This is a genomic window from Sediminibacillus albus (assembly GCF_900101125.1).
GTDB lineage: Bacteria > Bacillota > Bacilli > Bacillales > Amphibacillaceae > Sediminibacillus > Sediminibacillus albus.
Genome location: NZ_FNFL01000003.1, coordinates 334417 through 352773 on the forward strand (window position 1 = coordinate 334417; position 18357 = coordinate 352773).

At 42.6% G+C, this 18357-nt stretch carries 16 protein-coding genes; 7 read left to right on the forward strand and 9 right to left on the reverse strand.

All coding sequences use genetic code 11. The features are described from left to right. Positions 1–72: 72 nt before the first annotated feature. The 7 genes from BLR93_RS10650 to BLR93_RS18505 all read left to right on the forward strand — a co-directional run bounded on the left by BLR93_RS10650 (position 73) and on the right by BLR93_RS18505 (position 7479). Positions 73–564: a DUF2975 domain-containing protein gene (locus tag BLR93_RS10650; protein WP_093214176.1), complete on the forward strand. Its 492-nt coding sequence runs from the start codon at positions 73–75 to the stop codon at positions 562–564. 9 nt (positions 565–573) lie between these two features. Continuing rightward, the gene (locus BLR93_RS10655) at positions 574–795 is read left to right on the forward strand and encodes a helix-turn-helix domain-containing protein (protein WP_093214178.1); all 222 of its coding nucleotides are present in this window, start codon (positions 574–576) and stop codon (positions 793–795) included. Positions 796–923: 128 nt separating this feature from the next. Then, positions 924–1694, forward strand: a complete 771-nt coding sequence (locus tag BLR93_RS10660; protein ID WP_093214180.1) for a DUF817 domain-containing protein — start codon at positions 924–926, stop codon at positions 1692–1694. Between the two features lie 804 nt (positions 1695–2498). Next, positions 2499–3245, forward strand: coding sequence for an SDR family NAD(P)-dependent oxidoreductase (locus BLR93_RS10665; protein WP_093214182.1), 747 nt, complete (start codon positions 2499–2501; stop codon positions 3243–3245). 322 nt (positions 3246–3567) lie between these two features. Next, positions 3568–4488, forward strand: coding sequence for a glycine betaine ABC transporter substrate-binding protein (locus BLR93_RS10670; protein ID WP_093214184.1), 921 nt, complete (start codon positions 3568–3570; stop codon positions 4486–4488). A gap of 230 nt (positions 4489–4718) precedes the next feature. Beyond that, positions 4719–5729, forward strand: coding sequence for an NADP-dependent oxidoreductase (locus tag BLR93_RS10675; protein WP_093214186.1), 1011 nt, complete (start codon positions 4719–4721; stop codon positions 5727–5729). 649 nt (positions 5730–6378) lie between these two features. After that, the gene (locus BLR93_RS18505) at positions 6379–7479 is read left to right on the forward strand and encodes a C39 family peptidase (protein WP_425440935.1); all 1101 of its coding nucleotides are present in this window, start codon (positions 6379–6381) and stop codon (positions 7477–7479) included. 487 nt (positions 7480–7966) lie between these two features. On the opposite strand, the gene BLR93_RS10690 is transcribed toward BLR93_RS18505, so the two are convergent. The 9 genes from BLR93_RS10690 to BLR93_RS10730 all read right to left on the reverse strand — a co-directional run bounded on the left by BLR93_RS10690 (position 7967) and on the right by BLR93_RS10730 (position 18317). Continuing rightward, positions 7967–8896, reverse strand: a complete 930-nt coding sequence (locus BLR93_RS10690; RefSeq protein ID WP_093214191.1) for a fumarylacetoacetate hydrolase family protein — start codon at positions 8894–8896, stop codon at positions 7967–7969. A gap of 104 nt (positions 8897–9000) precedes the next feature. Beyond that, positions 9001–10923, reverse strand: a complete 1923-nt coding sequence (locus tag BLR93_RS10695) for a BglG family transcription antiterminator (protein ID WP_342720488.1) — start codon at positions 10921–10923, stop codon at positions 9001–9003. A 149-nt stretch (positions 10924–11072) separates the two neighbouring features. Next, a complete protein-coding gene (locus tag BLR93_RS10700; protein ID WP_093214195.1) occupies positions 11073–12392 on the reverse strand; it encodes a 6-phospho-beta-glucosidase in 1320 nt (439 codons plus the stop codon). 226 nt (positions 12393–12618) lie between these two features. After that, positions 12619–14007: a glycoside hydrolase family 1 protein gene (locus BLR93_RS10705; RefSeq protein WP_093214197.1), complete on the reverse strand. Its 1389-nt coding sequence runs from the start codon at positions 14005–14007 to the stop codon at positions 12619–12621. A 15-nt stretch (positions 14008–14022) separates the two neighbouring features. Beyond that, the gene (locus BLR93_RS10710; RefSeq protein ID WP_093214200.1) at positions 14023–14328 is read right to left on the reverse strand and encodes a PTS sugar transporter subunit IIA; all 306 of its coding nucleotides are present in this window, start codon (positions 14326–14328) and stop codon (positions 14023–14025) included. A 30-nt stretch (positions 14329–14358) separates the two neighbouring features. Next, positions 14359–15693, reverse strand: a complete 1335-nt coding sequence (celB, locus tag BLR93_RS10715) for a PTS cellobiose transporter subunit IIC (RefSeq protein WP_093214203.1) — start codon at positions 15691–15693, stop codon at positions 14359–14361. A gap of 80 nt (positions 15694–15773) precedes the next feature. Further along, complete coding sequence (locus BLR93_RS10720) at positions 15774–16082, reverse strand: PTS sugar transporter subunit IIB (RefSeq protein WP_093214205.1); 309 nt, start codon at positions 16080–16082, stop codon at positions 15774–15776. Positions 16083–16341: 259 nt separating this feature from the next. Then, positions 16342–17244, reverse strand: a complete 903-nt coding sequence (locus tag BLR93_RS10725; protein WP_093214208.1) for an NAD(P)/FAD-dependent oxidoreductase — start codon at positions 17242–17244, stop codon at positions 16342–16344. 170 nt (positions 17245–17414) lie between these two features. Then, positions 17415–18317 (reverse strand): AEC family transporter, encoded by a 903-nt coding sequence (locus BLR93_RS10730; RefSeq protein WP_093214211.1) that lies wholly within the window; start codon positions 18315–18317, stop codon positions 17415–17417. Positions 18318–18357: the final 40 nt, after the last annotated feature.

Consider the following 18357-nt stretch of genomic DNA (forward strand, 5'->3'; position numbering starts at 1 on the left):
ATAATAATTTATTGCAATACGATAAATGTCCTGTTAAAATCAAATTGAAATTCAATAGGAGAGGTGCTTTTTATGAAACGAGGAACAACACTTTTTTTAAAGTTAGCTGTTTTTTTGATTGGTACTCCAGTTCTTGCTTTGTGTATCTTTTTGTTGCCTCAGATAGCGATGGAAGCAATTGAACAAGCGCAAAAAGGTGCAGAGTTGGCTTATGTAGTGTTTGGCATTTTAATAGTTATGTATGGATCTGCGATACCGTTTTACTTAGCATTGTATCAAGCGTTAAGACTTTTAAGTTATATTGACAAGAACCAAGCTTTCTCGGAATTATCTGTAAGAGCACTAAAAAAAATCAAAAATTATGCCCTCATAATCAGTGGCTTGTATGTGGTAGCCCTGCCATTTGTCTATATCATAGCGGAGTGGGATGATGCTCCGGGTCTCATATTAATCGGAATGGTCTTCATTGGTGCTTCATTGGTTATCGCGGTTTTTGCTGCCGTTCTCCAGAGACTTTTACAGGAAGCTATTAAAATAAAATCCGAAAATGATTTAACGGTCTGAGGTGATAAAATGGCGATTATAATCAATATTGATGTGATGCTGGCAAAAAGGAAAATGAGCGTAACGGAACTCTCGGAGAGGGTTGGAATAACGATGGCTAATCTTTCTATCTTGAAAAATGGAAAAGCAAAAGCGATTCGCTTGTCCACTTTAGAGGCAATTTGTAAGGCGTTGGATTGCCAACCGGGGGATATTTTAGAATACCGGAGCGATCAAGACACACAAGATTAACAAAGCGGGAACAGTGACATGAAAAAGTATTTGGTGGTGGAACCTATGTATCTAACTCTAAATCTATTTAGCTACTATACTAATCAGGAGTTACATTTATTTAACAAACACGTTCGGAGAAACAAATCATGAAAGCACTGAAACAACTTGTTCATTTTGGTTGGGAGCAGGCCCTGTCATGTTTGTTTCCTGTCGTTATTTTTGCCTCCCTGGCTTTTACACAAATTATTCCACTTCCCTTCCTGCCACGGTATGACTGGCTGCTTATCATCTGCCTCCTGATGCAATGGGCCATGGTGCGTTCTGGGTTAGAAACAAAGGATGAACTTAAAGTTATCACCTTGTTTCACCTTATCGGCCTTGCTCTTGAACTTTTCAAGGTACATATGGGCTCCTGGTCTTATCCAGAGGAAGGATATTTCAAGATTCTTGGAGTACCTTTGTATAGCGGATTTATGTATGCAAGTGTAGCGAGTTATCTTTGCCAGGCGTGGAGGAGGTTAAAGGTTGAACTGGTTAAATGGCCATCATTTTGGTTAGTAGTGCCTCTAGCAGCTGCAATTTATTTGAATTTCTTCACCCACCATTATTGGATGGACGTTCGTTGGTGGTTATCCGGACTTGTCATTATCGTCTTTTGGCAATCATGGGTCGCGTACGAGGTTGATGGAATTCGTTACCGTATGCCACTCGCCCTTTCTTTTGTGCTCATCGGATTTTTTATATGGATAGCCGAAAATATTGCCACGTACTTTAGAGCCTGGGAATACCCAAACCAAACCGAAGCATGGAGTCTCGTTCATCTAGGGAAGGTGAGTTCATGGCTATTGTTAGTGATTGTAAGCTTTCTTATCGTAGCGACGTTAAAGCAGGTGAAGGGGAAAATCCCACAAGGATAGACACTAGTCATTTTCATAACTGTTTAGAACCTTCCGTTGCATGCCCAGCCCCTTTACAAATGGCTTTTCCTTTGTTTCGTAACTTCACCGTGTCATCATTCCGAAATAGTTTATTTAAGTAATTCTCTACGGCAAATTACTTTATGATCTAGAGGGGATATTTCCGGTAGATATGCTGCATGTTATCCATATCCAGCAAATTTTATCGTATTGTATAATAGGAAAAGAGAGAGGTTGGGTCATAAACATACATCCACTGGCCAAACTGAATGATAACAGCATATGAGGTTTTGAAAGGCCATTTTTAAGCATCCGATTGATGACGAAAAGGATATAGGTGGCAATGTAACAGTAGGTGTTTTCTTAATAGCATCGGATAACCATTAGTACTACGCTACGGAAATACACTACGCTTTCCGCGGGCGGCTGGTGAGCCTCCTCGAGCTTGCGCTCTACGGGGTCTCACCGAGGCCTTTCCTCCCGCAGGAGTCTCCGTGGATTTCCTCCGCTGAAAGTCTGCGTACGGTTTTCAACCAATAAAACCCAAATGCTTAAGATTTACTTGAGATCGCTGTCGTCATGCAAGGGATGAACAGCCTATCAGCGCAGGCATACAAGGAAGAAATAGAGCTGTCACTGTGACTACAGGGTATATGAAACATTAGCAAAGAAAAAACGAACGGGTTCGAATGCTAAATTCGAATTATCGTTCGATTTTTGCTTTGGCCTATATCCTTTTGTCCCAACCTCTACTTATTATGTGAAAAACAGTGCTTTGTCACTGATGAATTTAGGAGTGAGTATGTGCCGGATTTAAAAGACAAAGTCATTCTAATAACAGGAGCCAATCGGGGACAAGGGAAAGCTATTGCTCAACACCTTGCCGCATTAGGAGCTAGGGTAGGAATTGGTGCTCGTAGCTTTGAGGCGGCTGAAAAAGTTGCTAAGTCAATCGGAGAAAAGCACGCATTTCCGGTTCAGCTGGATGTTACACAAGAATCAGATTGGAAAGCAGCAGTCGATAAGGTGATCCATAAGTTTAACAAGATTGATGTGCTAGTCAATAACGCTGGCGTGCTAAAGCGTAAGCCTTTTACAGAAACAACGCTTGATGACTATCAACAGTTGATGCATGTTAACCAGCTCGGAGTGTTCATGGGAATGCAGGCAGTTATCCCCCAAATGGAAAAGCAGCAAAAAGGGTCGATTGTAAACAATGTATCGATATCTGCTTTTGCTCCGATTAGTAAATCTTCTGCTTATGCCGCAACAAAAGCCTCGGTGGTCGCAATGTCCAAAGCCGCAGCTATCGAATTAGGACCTAAGGGAATTCGTGTGAACATGGTCCATCCTGGCGGGATTGAAACAGATATGGTCAAGCAAGGTATGGATGTTCCTGCTTATTACGACTCGGTGCCTCTGGGCCGGATTGGACAACCAATTGAAGTTGCCCGGGCTGTAGCATTTTTTGCCTCTGACGAAAGTTCTTACTGCACAGGTACTGAAATGGTAGTGGATGGTGGAATGACGTTAGGTAATGCGGATCAGTAATAAAAGAAGAAGCATGATACAACTATCATGCTTCTTCTTTTTTCACGCTTTATCATCGATTTCCAGGCATTATCTTTAACCCGATATAAAGAGATAATGGCGGAAACCGGAGAGAATGGGAGTATATGAATATAATATCCTTTAAGACTTTGTAAAATTTAAACTGTACGAACAAGAAAAATCAAATCATCAAATATGGTGTTTGAGTATGACTCTTAAGAAAAGATATAGTATTTATAGATGTGGATTGAGGAATAGTAATGCTACATAAAAAAGTGAAATAGGTAGGCATCAGGCAAAAACTAAAGGAGTGTTTTACAACATGTTTGATTTTAAATGGAAAAAACTTGGGGCGATTGCTGGTCTATCCTTAGCCCTTGTAACAGCCGGATGCGGACAAGAAGACGATAATAGCGGCGAAGATGGCCAGTCTGATACTAGCGCAAATGTTAGTCAAGAGGTAGAGCACACTATTACTGGTATTGAGCCTGGAGCCGGGATTACCCAAGCAACCGACAAAGCTTTAGAGAAATATGAAAACCTTGCTGGCTGGGAACAAGAAAAATCATCTACTGCTGCAATGTTAACAGCCTTAGGTGATGCTATTGAAAATGAAGAGCCAATTGTCGTTGCCGGATGGTCTCCTCACTATATGTTCGCTAAATGGGACCTAAAGTACTTAGAAGATCCAAATGGAGTATACGGTGATGTAGAGAACATCGCAACAATAGCAAGACAAGGCTTAAAAGAAGATATGCCTGAGGCTTATACGATTCTTGACAACTTCCATTGGGAACCAGAGGACATGGAATCGGTTATGCTTGCTGCACAAGACATGGATTTTGCAAAAGCTGCTCAACAGTGGGTAGATGAAAATCAAGATATGGTTGATGAATGGACAGAAGGGGTAGAACCTGTAGATGGTACGTCGATAGAATTAGCGCTAACTCCTTGGGATACCGAGCGTTCTTCCGCCAATGTGGCGAAAATTGTATTAGAGCAACAAGGATACGATGTAAGCCTTACACCAGTTGATCCGTCTGTTGTATTTGAAGCCATTGCAGCAGGCGATGCAGATGCATCCCTTGCTCCGTGGATGCCAGCAACGCATGGTGATTTCTATGCAAAGTATGAAGACAAATTCGAAGACCTGGGAGAAAACTCAACAGGTGCTAAAATCGGTCTTGTTGTACCGTCCTATATGGACATCGATTCTATTGAAGAACTTGAACCTGCAGAGTAAAACAGTAAACAAATACTCCTCTTCTAAAGGGGAGTATTTGTTTTTTTGGGCTCTAAAAATTGTCTACTCATGAGTAACGCAAACTCCAACAGAGATATTTGGGATGTCGTAAATAGTTGTAATAACAGTATTTGCATGGAATGTTGACTGCTTTTTTCAAATTATTACCACATGTGCCTAGTAAGTGTTACGATGGAAAGTGAAACATACATGGAAAGGCGGGAGAACAAATGGCAAATAACCAGGAAATTCAGTTAGTAAAAAGACCAGAAACTACCCCGACAGATGAACACTTAAAAATCATTGATACAACGATGCCAAAGCCGGGGGACGGTGAGGTGTTGATCAAAACCCTTTATGTCTCAGTCGACCCATATATGAGGGGACGAATGAGCAGTGCTAAGTCTTATGTGGAACCATTCGCATTGAAAGAAGCAATTAGTGGTGGTGTGGTTGGCCAGGTGATCGAATCTGAATCAGAGAAGTTCCAAGCCGGTGACTTTGTATCAGGAACTTTACCTTGGGCAAGGTTTTCCACGGCACCGGAAAACAGCATCCGAAAAATTGATCCAAGCCTTGGTTCTCTTACTGCTTCATTGGGCGTACTTGGAATGCCCGGGCTTACTGCGTATTTCGGATTGATTGATATTGGTCAGCCGAAACAAGGTGAAACAGTTGTTGTCTCAGCCGCTGCTGGGGCGGTTGGTTCATTAGTCGTCCAAATTGCCAAGCTTTATGGAGCTTATGTGGTTGGTATCGCTGGTACAGACAAGAAAACAGCTTTCCTTATTGAACAGTTAGGCGCTGATAAAGCAATTAATTATAAGACCGAGAATGTGGGCAACGCGTTACAAACGGCTTGTCCAAATGGAATCGATGTTTATTTCGACAATGTTGGCGGAACAGTGTCCGACGCTGTCTATCCCTTACTAAATGACCATGCGCGTATCCCGCAATGTGGATCTATTGCTACCTATAACGATCCGAACGCACAAGGCCCACGGCTGCAAATGCACATTGTCAAAGCAAGGGCCTTAATCAAAGGGTTTATTGTGAGTGATTACCAAGCCCAATTCAAAGAAGGATTGACCAAGCTCTCTAATTGGTACAAAAACGGACAACTCACTTATCGGGAAACGGTAAGGGAAGGCTTTGAACATATTCCCGATGCTTTTTTCGGTTTATTTGAAGGAGAAAATATCGGCAAGCAGTTAGTGAAGACGGCAGATCCGGAAGAATAAAAAAGGAAAAATAAAGAAGTGGTTGGGCCATATCATAAGTTCATTTCCAAAACACCGAATGATAACAGCATAGGAAGGTTTAAAGGAACACCTTCAAGCATTCGGTTGATGACACAATGGAATATAAATGGGGATGTAACAGTAGATAATTTCTTAATAGTATCGGTAAATGCTAGGACTGCGCTGCGGAAATACACTACGCCTTCCGCGGGCGGCTGGCGAGCCTCCTCGAGCTAGTGCTCTGCGGGGTCTCACCGAGGCCTTCCCTCCCGCAGGAGTCTCCGTGGATTTCCTCCGCTGAAAGTCTGCGTACTATTTTCACCAACAGCCGTTTCAACGCAGGCAGAATACGTAGACTCTAGTGGGAATAGCACGAGTCTGAAGACCCCTAGAAGCCGTTCCTATTTCTGAGGACAAGGAACGCTTCGGCAGGCAGTACTCTTCGCAGATCTTTATTATCAAGGAGGCTGAAGCCGTGCTCGCGGCAAGCTGAGTATTCTGTCGGTGCAAGTTTAAGTAGACTAATGTAATCGAATTGCATCCTGTAATTTTGTTCAATTTTTGTCTTTTTATAAGCAATTGTGCACATGTTCATCCTATCACTCTTGTATTATAATAAAGTATACATTTTTAGTTAGACAGAAAGAAGTTGATCACGCTGAAAAAAATACTAATCCTTGTTCCTGCCTTCTGCTTGGCTGGAGCCTTATTTTTATGGATAATCGGTGAATCACAGTCTAAAGCATCAGATAAAAAGGTAAAGGCTCTGACACAGGAGAGCCCGAAAATTATAGAAACAGAAGCTGCTTTCCAGATTAATGGCCAACCAGTTAGAAGCAATGTATTAGGAAGGCAAGGGAAATATTACCTTCCTGTCGATCCTATTTTGGCTTTTGAGGGAACCATGGAGATAGATTATGATCATTTCTTACGAATAGCGACAGTGACACAAGAAGAGGAGACGCATCATTTCTCTCAGCTTCCTGCCAGTAATCAACAAGAACGAGTGGAGGCGATTTTCAGTCAAACGACTGGAATGCAACAAGTCATCACATACGATAATCAAATATATGCGACACCTGCTTTTCTAAACCAGCTGGATTTCCTGATAAAAAAAGAGGAAGGCGAGGATGCTCCTCTGTTTAGCATAGATATCCCTGAGGAAAAAGCTGAACTGCCATTAGACGTCCCATTGATGCTGCAAATGGCAGCGCCGCGGCTGTATAACGGCTGCGAGGTTACCAGCCTGGCGATGATTCTCGATTATCATGGCATTGAAGTCAGCAAAAATGAATTGGCAGAAAATATTGAGACAGTCCCATTGAACTATGGTAATGGATTAAAGGGAGATCCTAACGATGGTTTTGTCGGCAATATGGCGGATGGGCCAGGATTGGGAGTTTATCATGGACCAGTATGGGAGTTGGCTAAGCAGTACGTCGGCAACAGGGCAATAGATTTAACAGGCAGCGAAATCGAAGCAATCTATCAATCACTAGATAAAGGGCAGCCTGTATGGGTCATTACTACTTCCTCTTTTGCGCCGGTCAACAGCTTTGAGGCATGGGAAACACCTAATGGAGAAGTAGAGGTTACCTTTGCCCTTCATAGTGTAGTTGTGACGGGTTATGATGAGGATTTTGTCTATATTAACGATCCCTATGGCGGGAAAAATAAAAAAGTCGACAGAGAAAATTTTGAGAATGCCTGGGTACAAATGGGGAGACAAGCAATCACCATTACAAATTAACACTCTTTTTTTTGTTCGCCCAGGAGCGGTTGGGACATAACATACATTACTTGCTATGAAGCTTTAAAAAACTATTTTCAAGCATTTGAGTGGAAAATATATGGGGATGTAACAGTAGGTGTTTCTTCATGCATTTAGCGGATAAGCTTTAGTACACCGCGATCTAAAGCAAATCATAAGTATTTGTATACTGCTGAAAACAGGACGCAGGCTTTCAGAGAAGGAAATCCACGAAGACTCCTGCGGGAGGAAGGCCTCGGTGAGACCCCGCAGAGCGCTAGCTCGAGGAGGCTCACCAGCCGCCCGCGGAAAGCGTAGTGTATTTCCGCATCGGTCATCTTGCAAGGTAGTAAGAACAGCCCATCAGCGCTGGCAGAATACATATACTCCAGTGGGTCAGCAGGTTAAATGAAGCATTAGAAAAGAAAATCGTTCGATTTTTGCTTTGGTCGCTACACTTTTGTCCCAACCTCTTTTATCTTTTGATTTATTCGGTAATCGCCTTAACGATATTTTCCATAGTTCCAATCTTCTCAATCTCCATTGTTACCCGATCGCCGGCTTGTAAAAATTGAGGAGGATCCATGGCGAAGCCAACCCCATGTGGCGTCCCCGTTAATATTATATCTCCCGGCTCAAGAGTTACCAAACTGGAGATAAATTCAATAATCGTAGGTATATCGAAAATTAACTGACTAGTATTGGAAGACTGCCTTGCCTCACCATTAACGTATGACTTGATTGACAGATGGCCGGGAGCAGTAACTTCATCCGTTGTCACCACCCATGGACCGATAGGGGTGCTGTTGTCTAACGTCTTTCCTTGTAGCCATTGCGGAGTCCTTTTTTGCAAATCGCGGGCCGATATATCATTGCCAATGGTATAACCTGCTATATAATGATGGACATCCTGCTTTTTCACCCGGGCAGCTTTTCTGCCGATTACCACCGCTAATTCCACTTCATAATCTAACTTTTCGGTAAAAGGCGATTTTTCAATACTGTCTTCCGGTCCTATCAATGCATTAGCAAATTTAGCGAATAACACCGGATACTCAGGTAATTCACTTTTCATTTCCTTGACGTGGTCGGCATAGTTTGTGCCGATGCAAATGATTTTTGACGGATTAGGAACAGGCTGTTCCAGCTTTACTTCATCGAGCGCGAATTCTGCGTTGGCAACAGGATGGATTTTTACATATTCTATCGCTTCTTTGCCGCGTTGAATTGCCGGCAGGCCTTCCTTAAAAAACGCAGACGGCCGGCTTGGCAGCAAATGGTGCGCCTGCTCTGTACCATGCTTGGAATGACTGAAGTGCCGATAAGCCTCCTGCAAATCTATGATTGAATTATTAATAACTGCGCCAATCCGGGCGTCGCCAAGCTTATCTTTGTACGTATAACTGGCTAGTTTCATCCTCTTATCTCCCCTTGCCTATTTTTTATATTATTAATCCTATTATAGTGGAGAAGCGGATACAATAAAGCACTCATCCTTAAAAAGATGAATGCTTTTCTTTCTTACTGGACCAATAAATCAATAAATTCCTCATAAGATTGCACCTTCAATAATTTTTGGACAAGACTGGCGTCATCGATCACAGTTCCCAACAAGTCGTACATCGATTGTAAATCAGCTGTACTGTTTTTTTCCACGCTGAGTAAACAGACAAATTGGACACGCTTTTCGCCCCACAACACTGGCTTCCTTAAAGTGCAAAATGCCAAAAAAGTTTGATTGGATTGCGGGGTAATCGGATGCGGGACGGCTACTAAATTCCCGAAGGCCGTAGGAGCCACCGCTTCCCGCTCATAGACTGCTTCCAGGAAGGTTTCCTCCACCAAACCTCTTTCTGCCAGCTTGTCGGCTAAAAATTCCAATACCTCCTCTTTTGTTTCAAAGTTTTGGTTAAGGAACATTTGCTCTTTTCTGAAGTAATCATATATACTCTGTTTATTATCGATGACAAAGCCTTCTATTTTTTTCAAGTCGGCATCGCCAAGAATAGTATTGACTACGATGACAGGAACCGGAAGTTCCTCCTGAATCGGTATCGAACTGACGACAAAATCAATGTTGTGGAAAGAGGCCGCATTCAATTTATAGTACTCTGTCGTATCGACAACATTCAATTTTTCACCGAATTGGGATTTAAGTTTATAAAATAGTAATCGGGCACTCCCCATCCCCGAAGCACAAACAACCAGGCAGCGTTTTGGACCTGTTTTGATTTTTTGCCTTTCAATTGCCGCGCCGATATGAAGCGCCAGATAACCAATTTCATTTTCATCGATTTTCGCACCGGTATGGTCCTCTAAAGCAAGACCGGCAATGATTCCAGCTTCAAATGCCAGCGGATAACTGGTTTTGATGTCTTCCAGCATTGGATTTCTTATATTCATTCCATATTTATACCGGTTGATTGCCGGCTTCAGGTGAAGTCCGAGACTGATAATCAACTCCTGGTCCTGCTTAATCCCCAATCGCAGCTTGTTTTCGATTCTATCAAGGGCGGTCATCACTACCTGATAGACATCATCCTCCACTACCTGTTCGATTTCCACGCTCGTCTGGTTGATCATTTTCGTACCGAGTAAATGAATGGCAATATAGGCGATTTCTGTCTGGGGAAAAGTCACATTCAGCCGGCCTTCGACTCGTTCTACAATCTTCCTGGCCACTTCAAACTCTTTTTTGTCGAGGATGTCATCCAACTCTTTGTTATATAATGATACGTGATAACCATTTTTAATTCTTTGATAAGCAATGGCAATATGGATAAACAAATTATTAATAGCAATGTCGGATAAGGTGATTCCATTTTCTTTAATTTGATTCATAATAATTTTCCAAATGGATGACAAATCTTCTTTTGCCAAGGAAGACAGTTGAGAATTAAGTAGACTTTCTCCTACTTCTTCGCTGCGGTCAAAAATATACTCCGCCATGCAGAAACGCAGTTTCACTTCACTGCCAGTCGCTTTCAGCCCGTAATTGGGCCTGCCCTCTAGGGTAATGTCATAGTTATTGAGGATTTTTTTGGCATTTTTCAGGTCATTTTGAATCGTCGATTTGCTAATATGCATTTCATCAGCAAGGTCATCCAGCTTTAGATAGCCTTCCGCCAACAGTAACCTTTTAATTAAATATGCTGTCCGCTCCTCGGGCAGGCTGGGAATCGATGTCTCGTATTCCGCTTCCTCCTGAAGTACATCCTGTAAGTATTTGCGGAAATTCTGGTCATCGTCGATGACCAGTTTATAACCAGTCCCTCTTATCGATTCAACACCTGCTCCGTTTTTAGACAGCACTGCATCAAGAAGCTTTACATCTTCTCTTGTTGTCCGTGAAGTAACTTGGTTGATATTTGCCAGGTAATCACTCGTCAAAGGAGAACGCGCTGCCATCAATTCACGTAGTATAGTCATCATTCGGAAGTTCATCATATCGCCTCCTCTCTCACTACCTTGTGCTGCTGTTTCATTGTAAGTCCTTCCACGAATAAAAGGCTCTGATATTAATCAGAACCTCTCAGCTGATTTACTCAGTATATATAAGGAATATCACTTTATTCATTTTTTGTTTTTCTTCATTATACTACGATTTTAAAAAACTGCGGTAAATAACGTCTGTGGGCTTCCAGCATTTCATCGAGTATTTGCTTGGCAACTGTATCTGAAGGCACCAAAGGGTTGATGGTCATCGCTAATAAGGCTTGATGGTAATCTCCCGTTACCGCGGCCTCTGCTGCCGTCCGTTCAAATGACTTGATTTGCTGGACAAGTCCTCTTACAGCTATTGGCAGCTCACCGACGTGGATTGGCTTCGGACCTTCTTTCGTAATCACACAGTTGACTTCCACTGCAGAGTCATCCGGAATCCCGGCAATCGCTCCATTGTTCCTTGTATTTACAGGCTGGATATCCCGTTTGTCATTATAAATTGAATGAATCAAACTGCAGGCGGCATCGCTGTAATAAGCGCCTCCGCGCTCCTCAAGCTGGGGCGGTTTATTGGAAAGGTCTGGATCGCTGTACAAGCTGAACAAATCTTTTTCCAATTGTTGAACCACCTCTGCACGGGTTCCTTTCTCGCTTAAATCCTGCTGCTCCTGTTCAAGCATTGTGGCCGTTTGATAATAATACCGGTGATACGGGCAGGGAAGTATTTGTAATGCCTTTATAAAATCTGGCTCCCAGCCTAGATCGACGATGTTTTTCATCGTCATGCTTTCTCCGCTGGTCAGCTTATCCAATACCTGATTTGTTACTGATTGGCCGTCTAAATAAACATTTAGCCCAAATACCATGTGGTTGAGTCCGGCGAAATCAATGTGTACTCTCTCCGGAGCGACCTCCAGCATTTCTGCTACACTCATCCGCATACCGATCGGCACATTACACAGACCGACCGTTTTATTAATATTGCTGTATCTTAGAACGGCTTCGGTTACCATACCGGCTGGATTAGAAAAATTGATCAGCCAGGCATCGGGGCATAGTTCTTCCATATCCTTGCAAATATCCAAGATAACTGGAATCGTACGCAATCCTTTAAACAAGCCCCCTGGGCCGTTAGTTTCCTGGCCAATAACCCCATATTTTAGTGGTATTCTTTCATCTTTGGCCCTGGCGTCCAATAAACCGACACGAACCTGCGTAGTGACAAAATCTGCACCTGCCAGCGCTTCCCTTCGGTCTAAAGAAAGCTTAATATCCATCGGCACACCGGCTTTAACTGTCATTCTTTTTGCCAATGCTCCAACTGTCTCTAATTTTTCTTCACCCTCCGGTATATCTACCAGCCATAGCTCTCTAATCGGCAGCTCATCATACCTATTAATAAATCCCTCTACAAGCTCTGGTGTATAACTGGACCCTCCACCTATCGTCACTACTTTTATCCCTGTCATTATCCCACGCCTCCCTATGATTTTAAGCTTCCATTAAGAAAACTTCTCGATTAATGAGCCTTTTGGCAACGTTAAAGACATAGTTGCACTTATGCAGGGAGGTTAAGATTTTATACTTTCCTACCTGCCAACAAAATGCGATGGAAATCACATTTTCTCTAGACAAATAGGAGTGCAGGGGGCATATGTTCCCCGCCGCACCCCTATCAGTCAGCCAAAAAGTTGATCAAAAGCCGTTATTTTCAGATACCTGCTTGATCCAGTCAGCGCTTTTCTTTGGTGTTCTTTCTTTCGTTTCTATATCTACGGAAAAGAAGCCGTATCTATTCTTGTAAGCGTTCATCCACGACCAGTTATCCATAAAGGACCATAAGTGATATCCTTTTGCATTGGCGCCTTCTTCAATGGCCTTATGAAGCCATTCCAAGTGACCTTTAATAAATTCAATACGATAATCATCCTGAATTTGGCCATCCTTGATAAATCGATCTTCATCCTGCACGCCCATCCCGTTTTCCGAAATAAAGGATTCGATATTGCCATAGTTCTCTTTCAGATTCATCATAATATCATAAATACCTTTTTCGTAGATTTCCCAACCACGATATTTATTCATTTTTCTTCCAGGCATTTCATAATGATCAAAGAACCATTCCGGCATAAACGGACTATATGGATTAGGAAGTGTTTCTTTTGCCTTTACCCGTCTTGGCTGATAATAATTAACGCCAAGCAGGTCAACTGTATTGCTTTTGATTAGTTGGCCGTCCCCAGGTTCTGTTACCGGCAGCTGACCATGTTCTTCTAATATATCGATTAGTTCTTGTGGATATTCACCCAATACCGAAGGATCGAGGAAGCTCCTATTAAAGAATAGGTCGGCAATCCGAGATGCCTTTAAATCTGCCGGGTTTTGGCTTCTTGGATAAGAAGGAGTCAGATTTAAAATGATTCCAATTTGAGCACCCTTCATATCAAGGGATCGAAATACTTCGACTGCTTTAGCATGAGCAACCATCGTATGATAACCTACTTGGGCAGCACGCTTGGCATCTACCACATTCGGATAGTGGAAATCATATAGATAACCGCCTTCTACGGGTACAATCGGTTCGTTGAAGGTAAACCATTTGCCGACACGGTCGCCGAACAACTTAAATGCTTCCCTTGCATAGTCTGCATAGGCGTCGACGACTGCTCTGCTCTCCCATCCGCCTTCATTTTGTAATTCCAACGGCATATCGAAGTGATATAGATTTACAAATGGTTCGATATCATTCGCTATTAATTCGTCAATGACATTGTTATAAAAAGCTGCCGCCTCCTGGTTGACTTCACCTCTGCCTCCCGGGATCAACCTTGACCAGGAAATAGACAGGCGGAACGTATTATGGCCGATTTGCTTCATCAATTGTACGTCTTCTTTGTATTTATCATAGAAACCGGAAGTCGTTTGCGGCCCTACTCCTTCAAAAAAGCGATTTGGCTCTACCGCATACCATTCATCCCAAATGTTTTTACCTTTTCCTCCCTTGTCGGCAGCCCCTTCAATTTGGGTAGCTGACGTGGCGCTTCCCCACCAAAAACCATCGGGAAACTTAAACTGAACAGACATATATTATACCTCCAATTATTTGAGTCGATAAATTTCTATAATTTCAATTGCCAGATCTCTTACAGTCATAGAGGTCATGAGGTGATCCTGTGAATGGACAAGAATCACATTCACAGAAGTTCCTTCACCGCTTGCTTCTTCTTGCAGCAGCTTCGTTTGGTACCCATGAGCTTTTCCTAATTCAGCACCGGCTTCTTCAATGAGACGGTCGGCTTCTTCAAAGTTTCCTTCCTTAGCCTCTTGAATGGCTTCCATTGCGCTGGATTTACCATTTCCTGCGTACAGGATGATCTGAAATGCAATTTCTGTAATGTTATCCATAGGTAATTTCACCTCTAAGTCTCAAGTTAGTTACATATTCGTGCTTTCGTTTCTTTCATTTTCAGCTGATTGCTCGTTTTCATAATATTGTTTATCCATAATCTTCAAGAATGGCCACCAAATAACGAACACGACGGCGATATTTACTAATTGCAGGACACCGCCCTGCCAGGCGTTCCCGGTAGCGAGAAAACCGCTTAATACAGCTGGTGTCGTCCAAGGGACAATAACGCCATTTGGATATGGTACAAGTCCTCCAGCCATCGTAAAGTAAGTAATAAACGTTACTACTACTGGGGCGATCAGCCAAGGGATAATTACCAGTGGATTCATGATAATTGGCAGTCCAAAAATGATTGGTTCGTTCACATTAAAGATACCTGCTGGCGCACCTAGTTTGCCTAACTCTTTCAATTGACGGCTTCGGCCGATGAGGAAGATTCCAATAATAACTGCGAGAGTCATACCAGAACCGCCGATACCTACGATAAATGTGTCGATAAATTGTTTTGTAACGATGTTAGGAAGCTCTTGGCCAGCATTGAAGGCTTCCAGGTTCTGATTGTTTAATGCATACCAAATTGGATCAAATACTGAGTTGACAATGATTTGTCCGTGTAATCCGAAGAACCAGAATAACTGAATAAGTAAAACAGCAACCAATGTAGCAGGCAACCCGCTTCCTAGAGCGGTTAATGGCTCCTGGATTAGCGTATAGATGAAATCTTGTACAGTGCCGAATGGTGTATAGCTGAAGATGATTCGGACGACTAAGAAAGTAGACAATGTCATTGTAATTGGAATAAGTGCGCTAAATGAACGTGACACAGCATCCGGAACACCTGCCGGCATTTTGATTGTCCAGTCCTTTTGGACAAAGAAACGGTAAAGTTCGGCAGCAATAAATGCTGTGAAAATACCGAGGAACATACCTTCCGCACCTAAACTTGCGGTTGGAATAACGCCTCCTACTTCTTCAGTAACATCTGCAGAAGTTACAAAATCGATTACTTGCGGAGTCAGGATTAAAAATGATGCAAGGGCAACAGCGCCGCCATAAATGGCTTCTCCGCCATAATGCTCCGTTAATTTATAACCAATCCCGAGGATGACAAATAAGCCCATGATACTAAGTGTCGAAGCAGAAGCTGGGCCTAAAGCGGCTTGATAGGCAGCATAGGCATCCTCACTGATCCATTTATCCAAAAATGGAAAATTGGCAATAACAACGAAAATAGAACCAAAAATGATAAATGGCAAAGCTACCATGAAACCGTTACGTAAAGCGGTCAAATAGCGGTTGTTATTTAGCTTATCCGCTATCGGCATTAGAATATTTTCTAAAACCTCCATAAATCTGTTCATTCTTTTCCTCCCCTTTTCTTTAAACAGCCCGACCATAAATAAATATCCAGCATACGGGCTTGATTTTTACTGTAGATAATTTATTCACCGATTAATTCTAACGCTTTATTTAACACTGCTTCCCCATCAACTCTTCCATATGCCATTGGATCGATAACATCCAGCGGAATACCGACTTCTTCAGCAGTTTTGGAAAACTTTTTCTTCATAAAACGCATTTGCGGTCCAATCAAAAGCACATCTGCTCTTTCCATTTCTTTTGGTGCTTTATCTTGGGCAACTGCCCATATTTCAGCATCGATGCCTTTGGCCTCGGCTGCTTCTTTCATTTTTGATACTAGTAAACTAGTGGACATTCCCGCGGAACAAGCTAGTAGTATATGTTTCATTCTTAATTCCTCCTAATAAGCATGATGGTTGCTGTTGAAGCTAATTTCATTCTAGGTTACAAACGCTTTCATTAACACACATTGTTTTTCCGTTGCACAACGGAAATAATTAATCGCTTACATTTTTAACCTGCTTTCTGCAGATGAGTCATCGAGGACATAAGCTCCAGCAGAGAGACTCCTTGCAGAGTCGAATATTCAAGCCAAAAACACTATTCCTTATATAAAAAAAGGCTGCCCCCATCCGGGACAGCCAGTCTCAGTGCTGCTGCTTTATTTTTTTATGGATCCAAATGGCCGCCTGCATGCCATCTCCCATCGCTATCGTCACTTGTTCTGAATGGGCGACAATATCCCCGGCAGCAAACACATTTTCAATATTTGTCATCTTGGTTCTGGGGTCGACGAGAATGTGCTTGTTTTTATAAAGTTCGACACCAAGCTGTTCGGCGAGCCGGGATCGTACTTCATTGCCACCCATTGCGATAAAGGCATGATTTGCTCTCAGCATTTCACCATCAGTAAGATAAACGCCCTTGAATTGTTCTCCTGAAGTCTCTATCTTCTCGATTTCTTTGTTTATACAGACAATTTGTTTCTTATGAAGTTTTTCCTGCAGATTAGCAGGAATCGGTTCCCGTTCATGATTTATAAAGATAATCTGATTGGTCCAGTTTGTCAGAGCGAGCGCCATTCCTGCTCCTGCTTTCCCAGAACCAATCACAATGACCTTCTTATCAAGCACTTCATAACCATCACAATCAGGGCAAATATAAGCACTGATCCCTAAACAAGGCAGCAGGGAATCAAAGGCAGGCAATCGGTCCATCACTCCTGTAGCAATCAAAAGGGCCTTTCCTTGAAATTGCTGACTTGCTGTCTCAACCGAAAAGCCATCGTCTGCTGGTTTTTTGATAACTTTGGTCGCCTTGTCTTTGACAAACTGGACACCGAGCTGTTCCGCCTGTCTTTTGCCAATATTTCTTAGTTGTTGTCCACTTATCCCGTCCGGCCAGCCGATGACATTGTGATAACAGCGGCATAAATTAGAACGGCCATTTTCCGCGTCAATCACGACTACACTGTCCTGGTAGCGCCCCATTTGGATTGCCGCCTGAAGACCCGCTATTCCTCCACCAATAATGATACAATCATGAGACAAATTACCTCACTCCATTTTCAGAAAGCTATTATCTCTATTGTGAACATAACTGCTTATTTCAAGCTGTGAATTTTTGACAAAAAGCATTATTCCTTAATTCTGTCAGCAAAAAAACCACCTATACATCCGGCACAAGGGTGCTCGGACATAGAGGTGGATGACTGCCTCAATTATAGGATTAGCAGCATGAGCAGCGGTATTGTCAGTATGCTTAGCAGCGTACTAAGCAAAGTGGTACTTGAGACAAACGCTGGTTTTGTATCGAATTGCAGAGCGTAAATCGTCGTATTGGCAGCGGTCGGTGTTGCCGCGGTCAGTATCATAATATCTTTGACCATATCATCTACCGGGAGAAATAGTGTTATAACAAAAGCAATCAACGGAGCAACTGCTAATTTTATCGAGAGTGCAGCCGACAGTTTGCTGTAATCTAACTTCTTTAAAGTAATATTGGCCAGCTGCATTCCTAACACAATCATAACGGTCGGAATCGTAGCATCTGCGACCATACTCACTGCCGTTTCCACTTGGCCGCTAATATTTATTTGAACGACATTAAGTATCAGCCCTAAGATTGCTCCATAAACGATCGGCACCTTCGCCACTTCTTTCAAGGGTGAAACCTTTCGCCCACCGTTTTCTCCTCCCTTAGCAGCGTAATAGATGCCTACTGTACACATGATCAACTGCTGCATTACCATCAAAATGACCGCGTAATGAAAGCCCGTTTCTCCGAAAATCAACAACACTAGCGGTGCTCCATAATTGCCGTTATTCATAAAAGCAGATGAAAGGATGAAACCACTCGTAGTATTTGTATCCCAGCGATTCAAGAAACCTAATAGATAACAAATGGCAATCGATACAGCACAGAGTACTGCTAAATAAATACCTAAATAGAGATAGTCCATCGTTATTTCATTTACATAGAATGTTCGAAATGCCAAAAAGGGGGACATTAAGTATATAGCCACAGTCGAAATGGGCTTGATATCGAATTTCCAAACCTTTTGCCCGATAAAGCCAAGCGCAAACACGCCGAATATTGGAATCAGGACACCAATAAAATCCATGAGCTTCACCTCTTCCTGCCAACATTGCCAACAGAAAGGG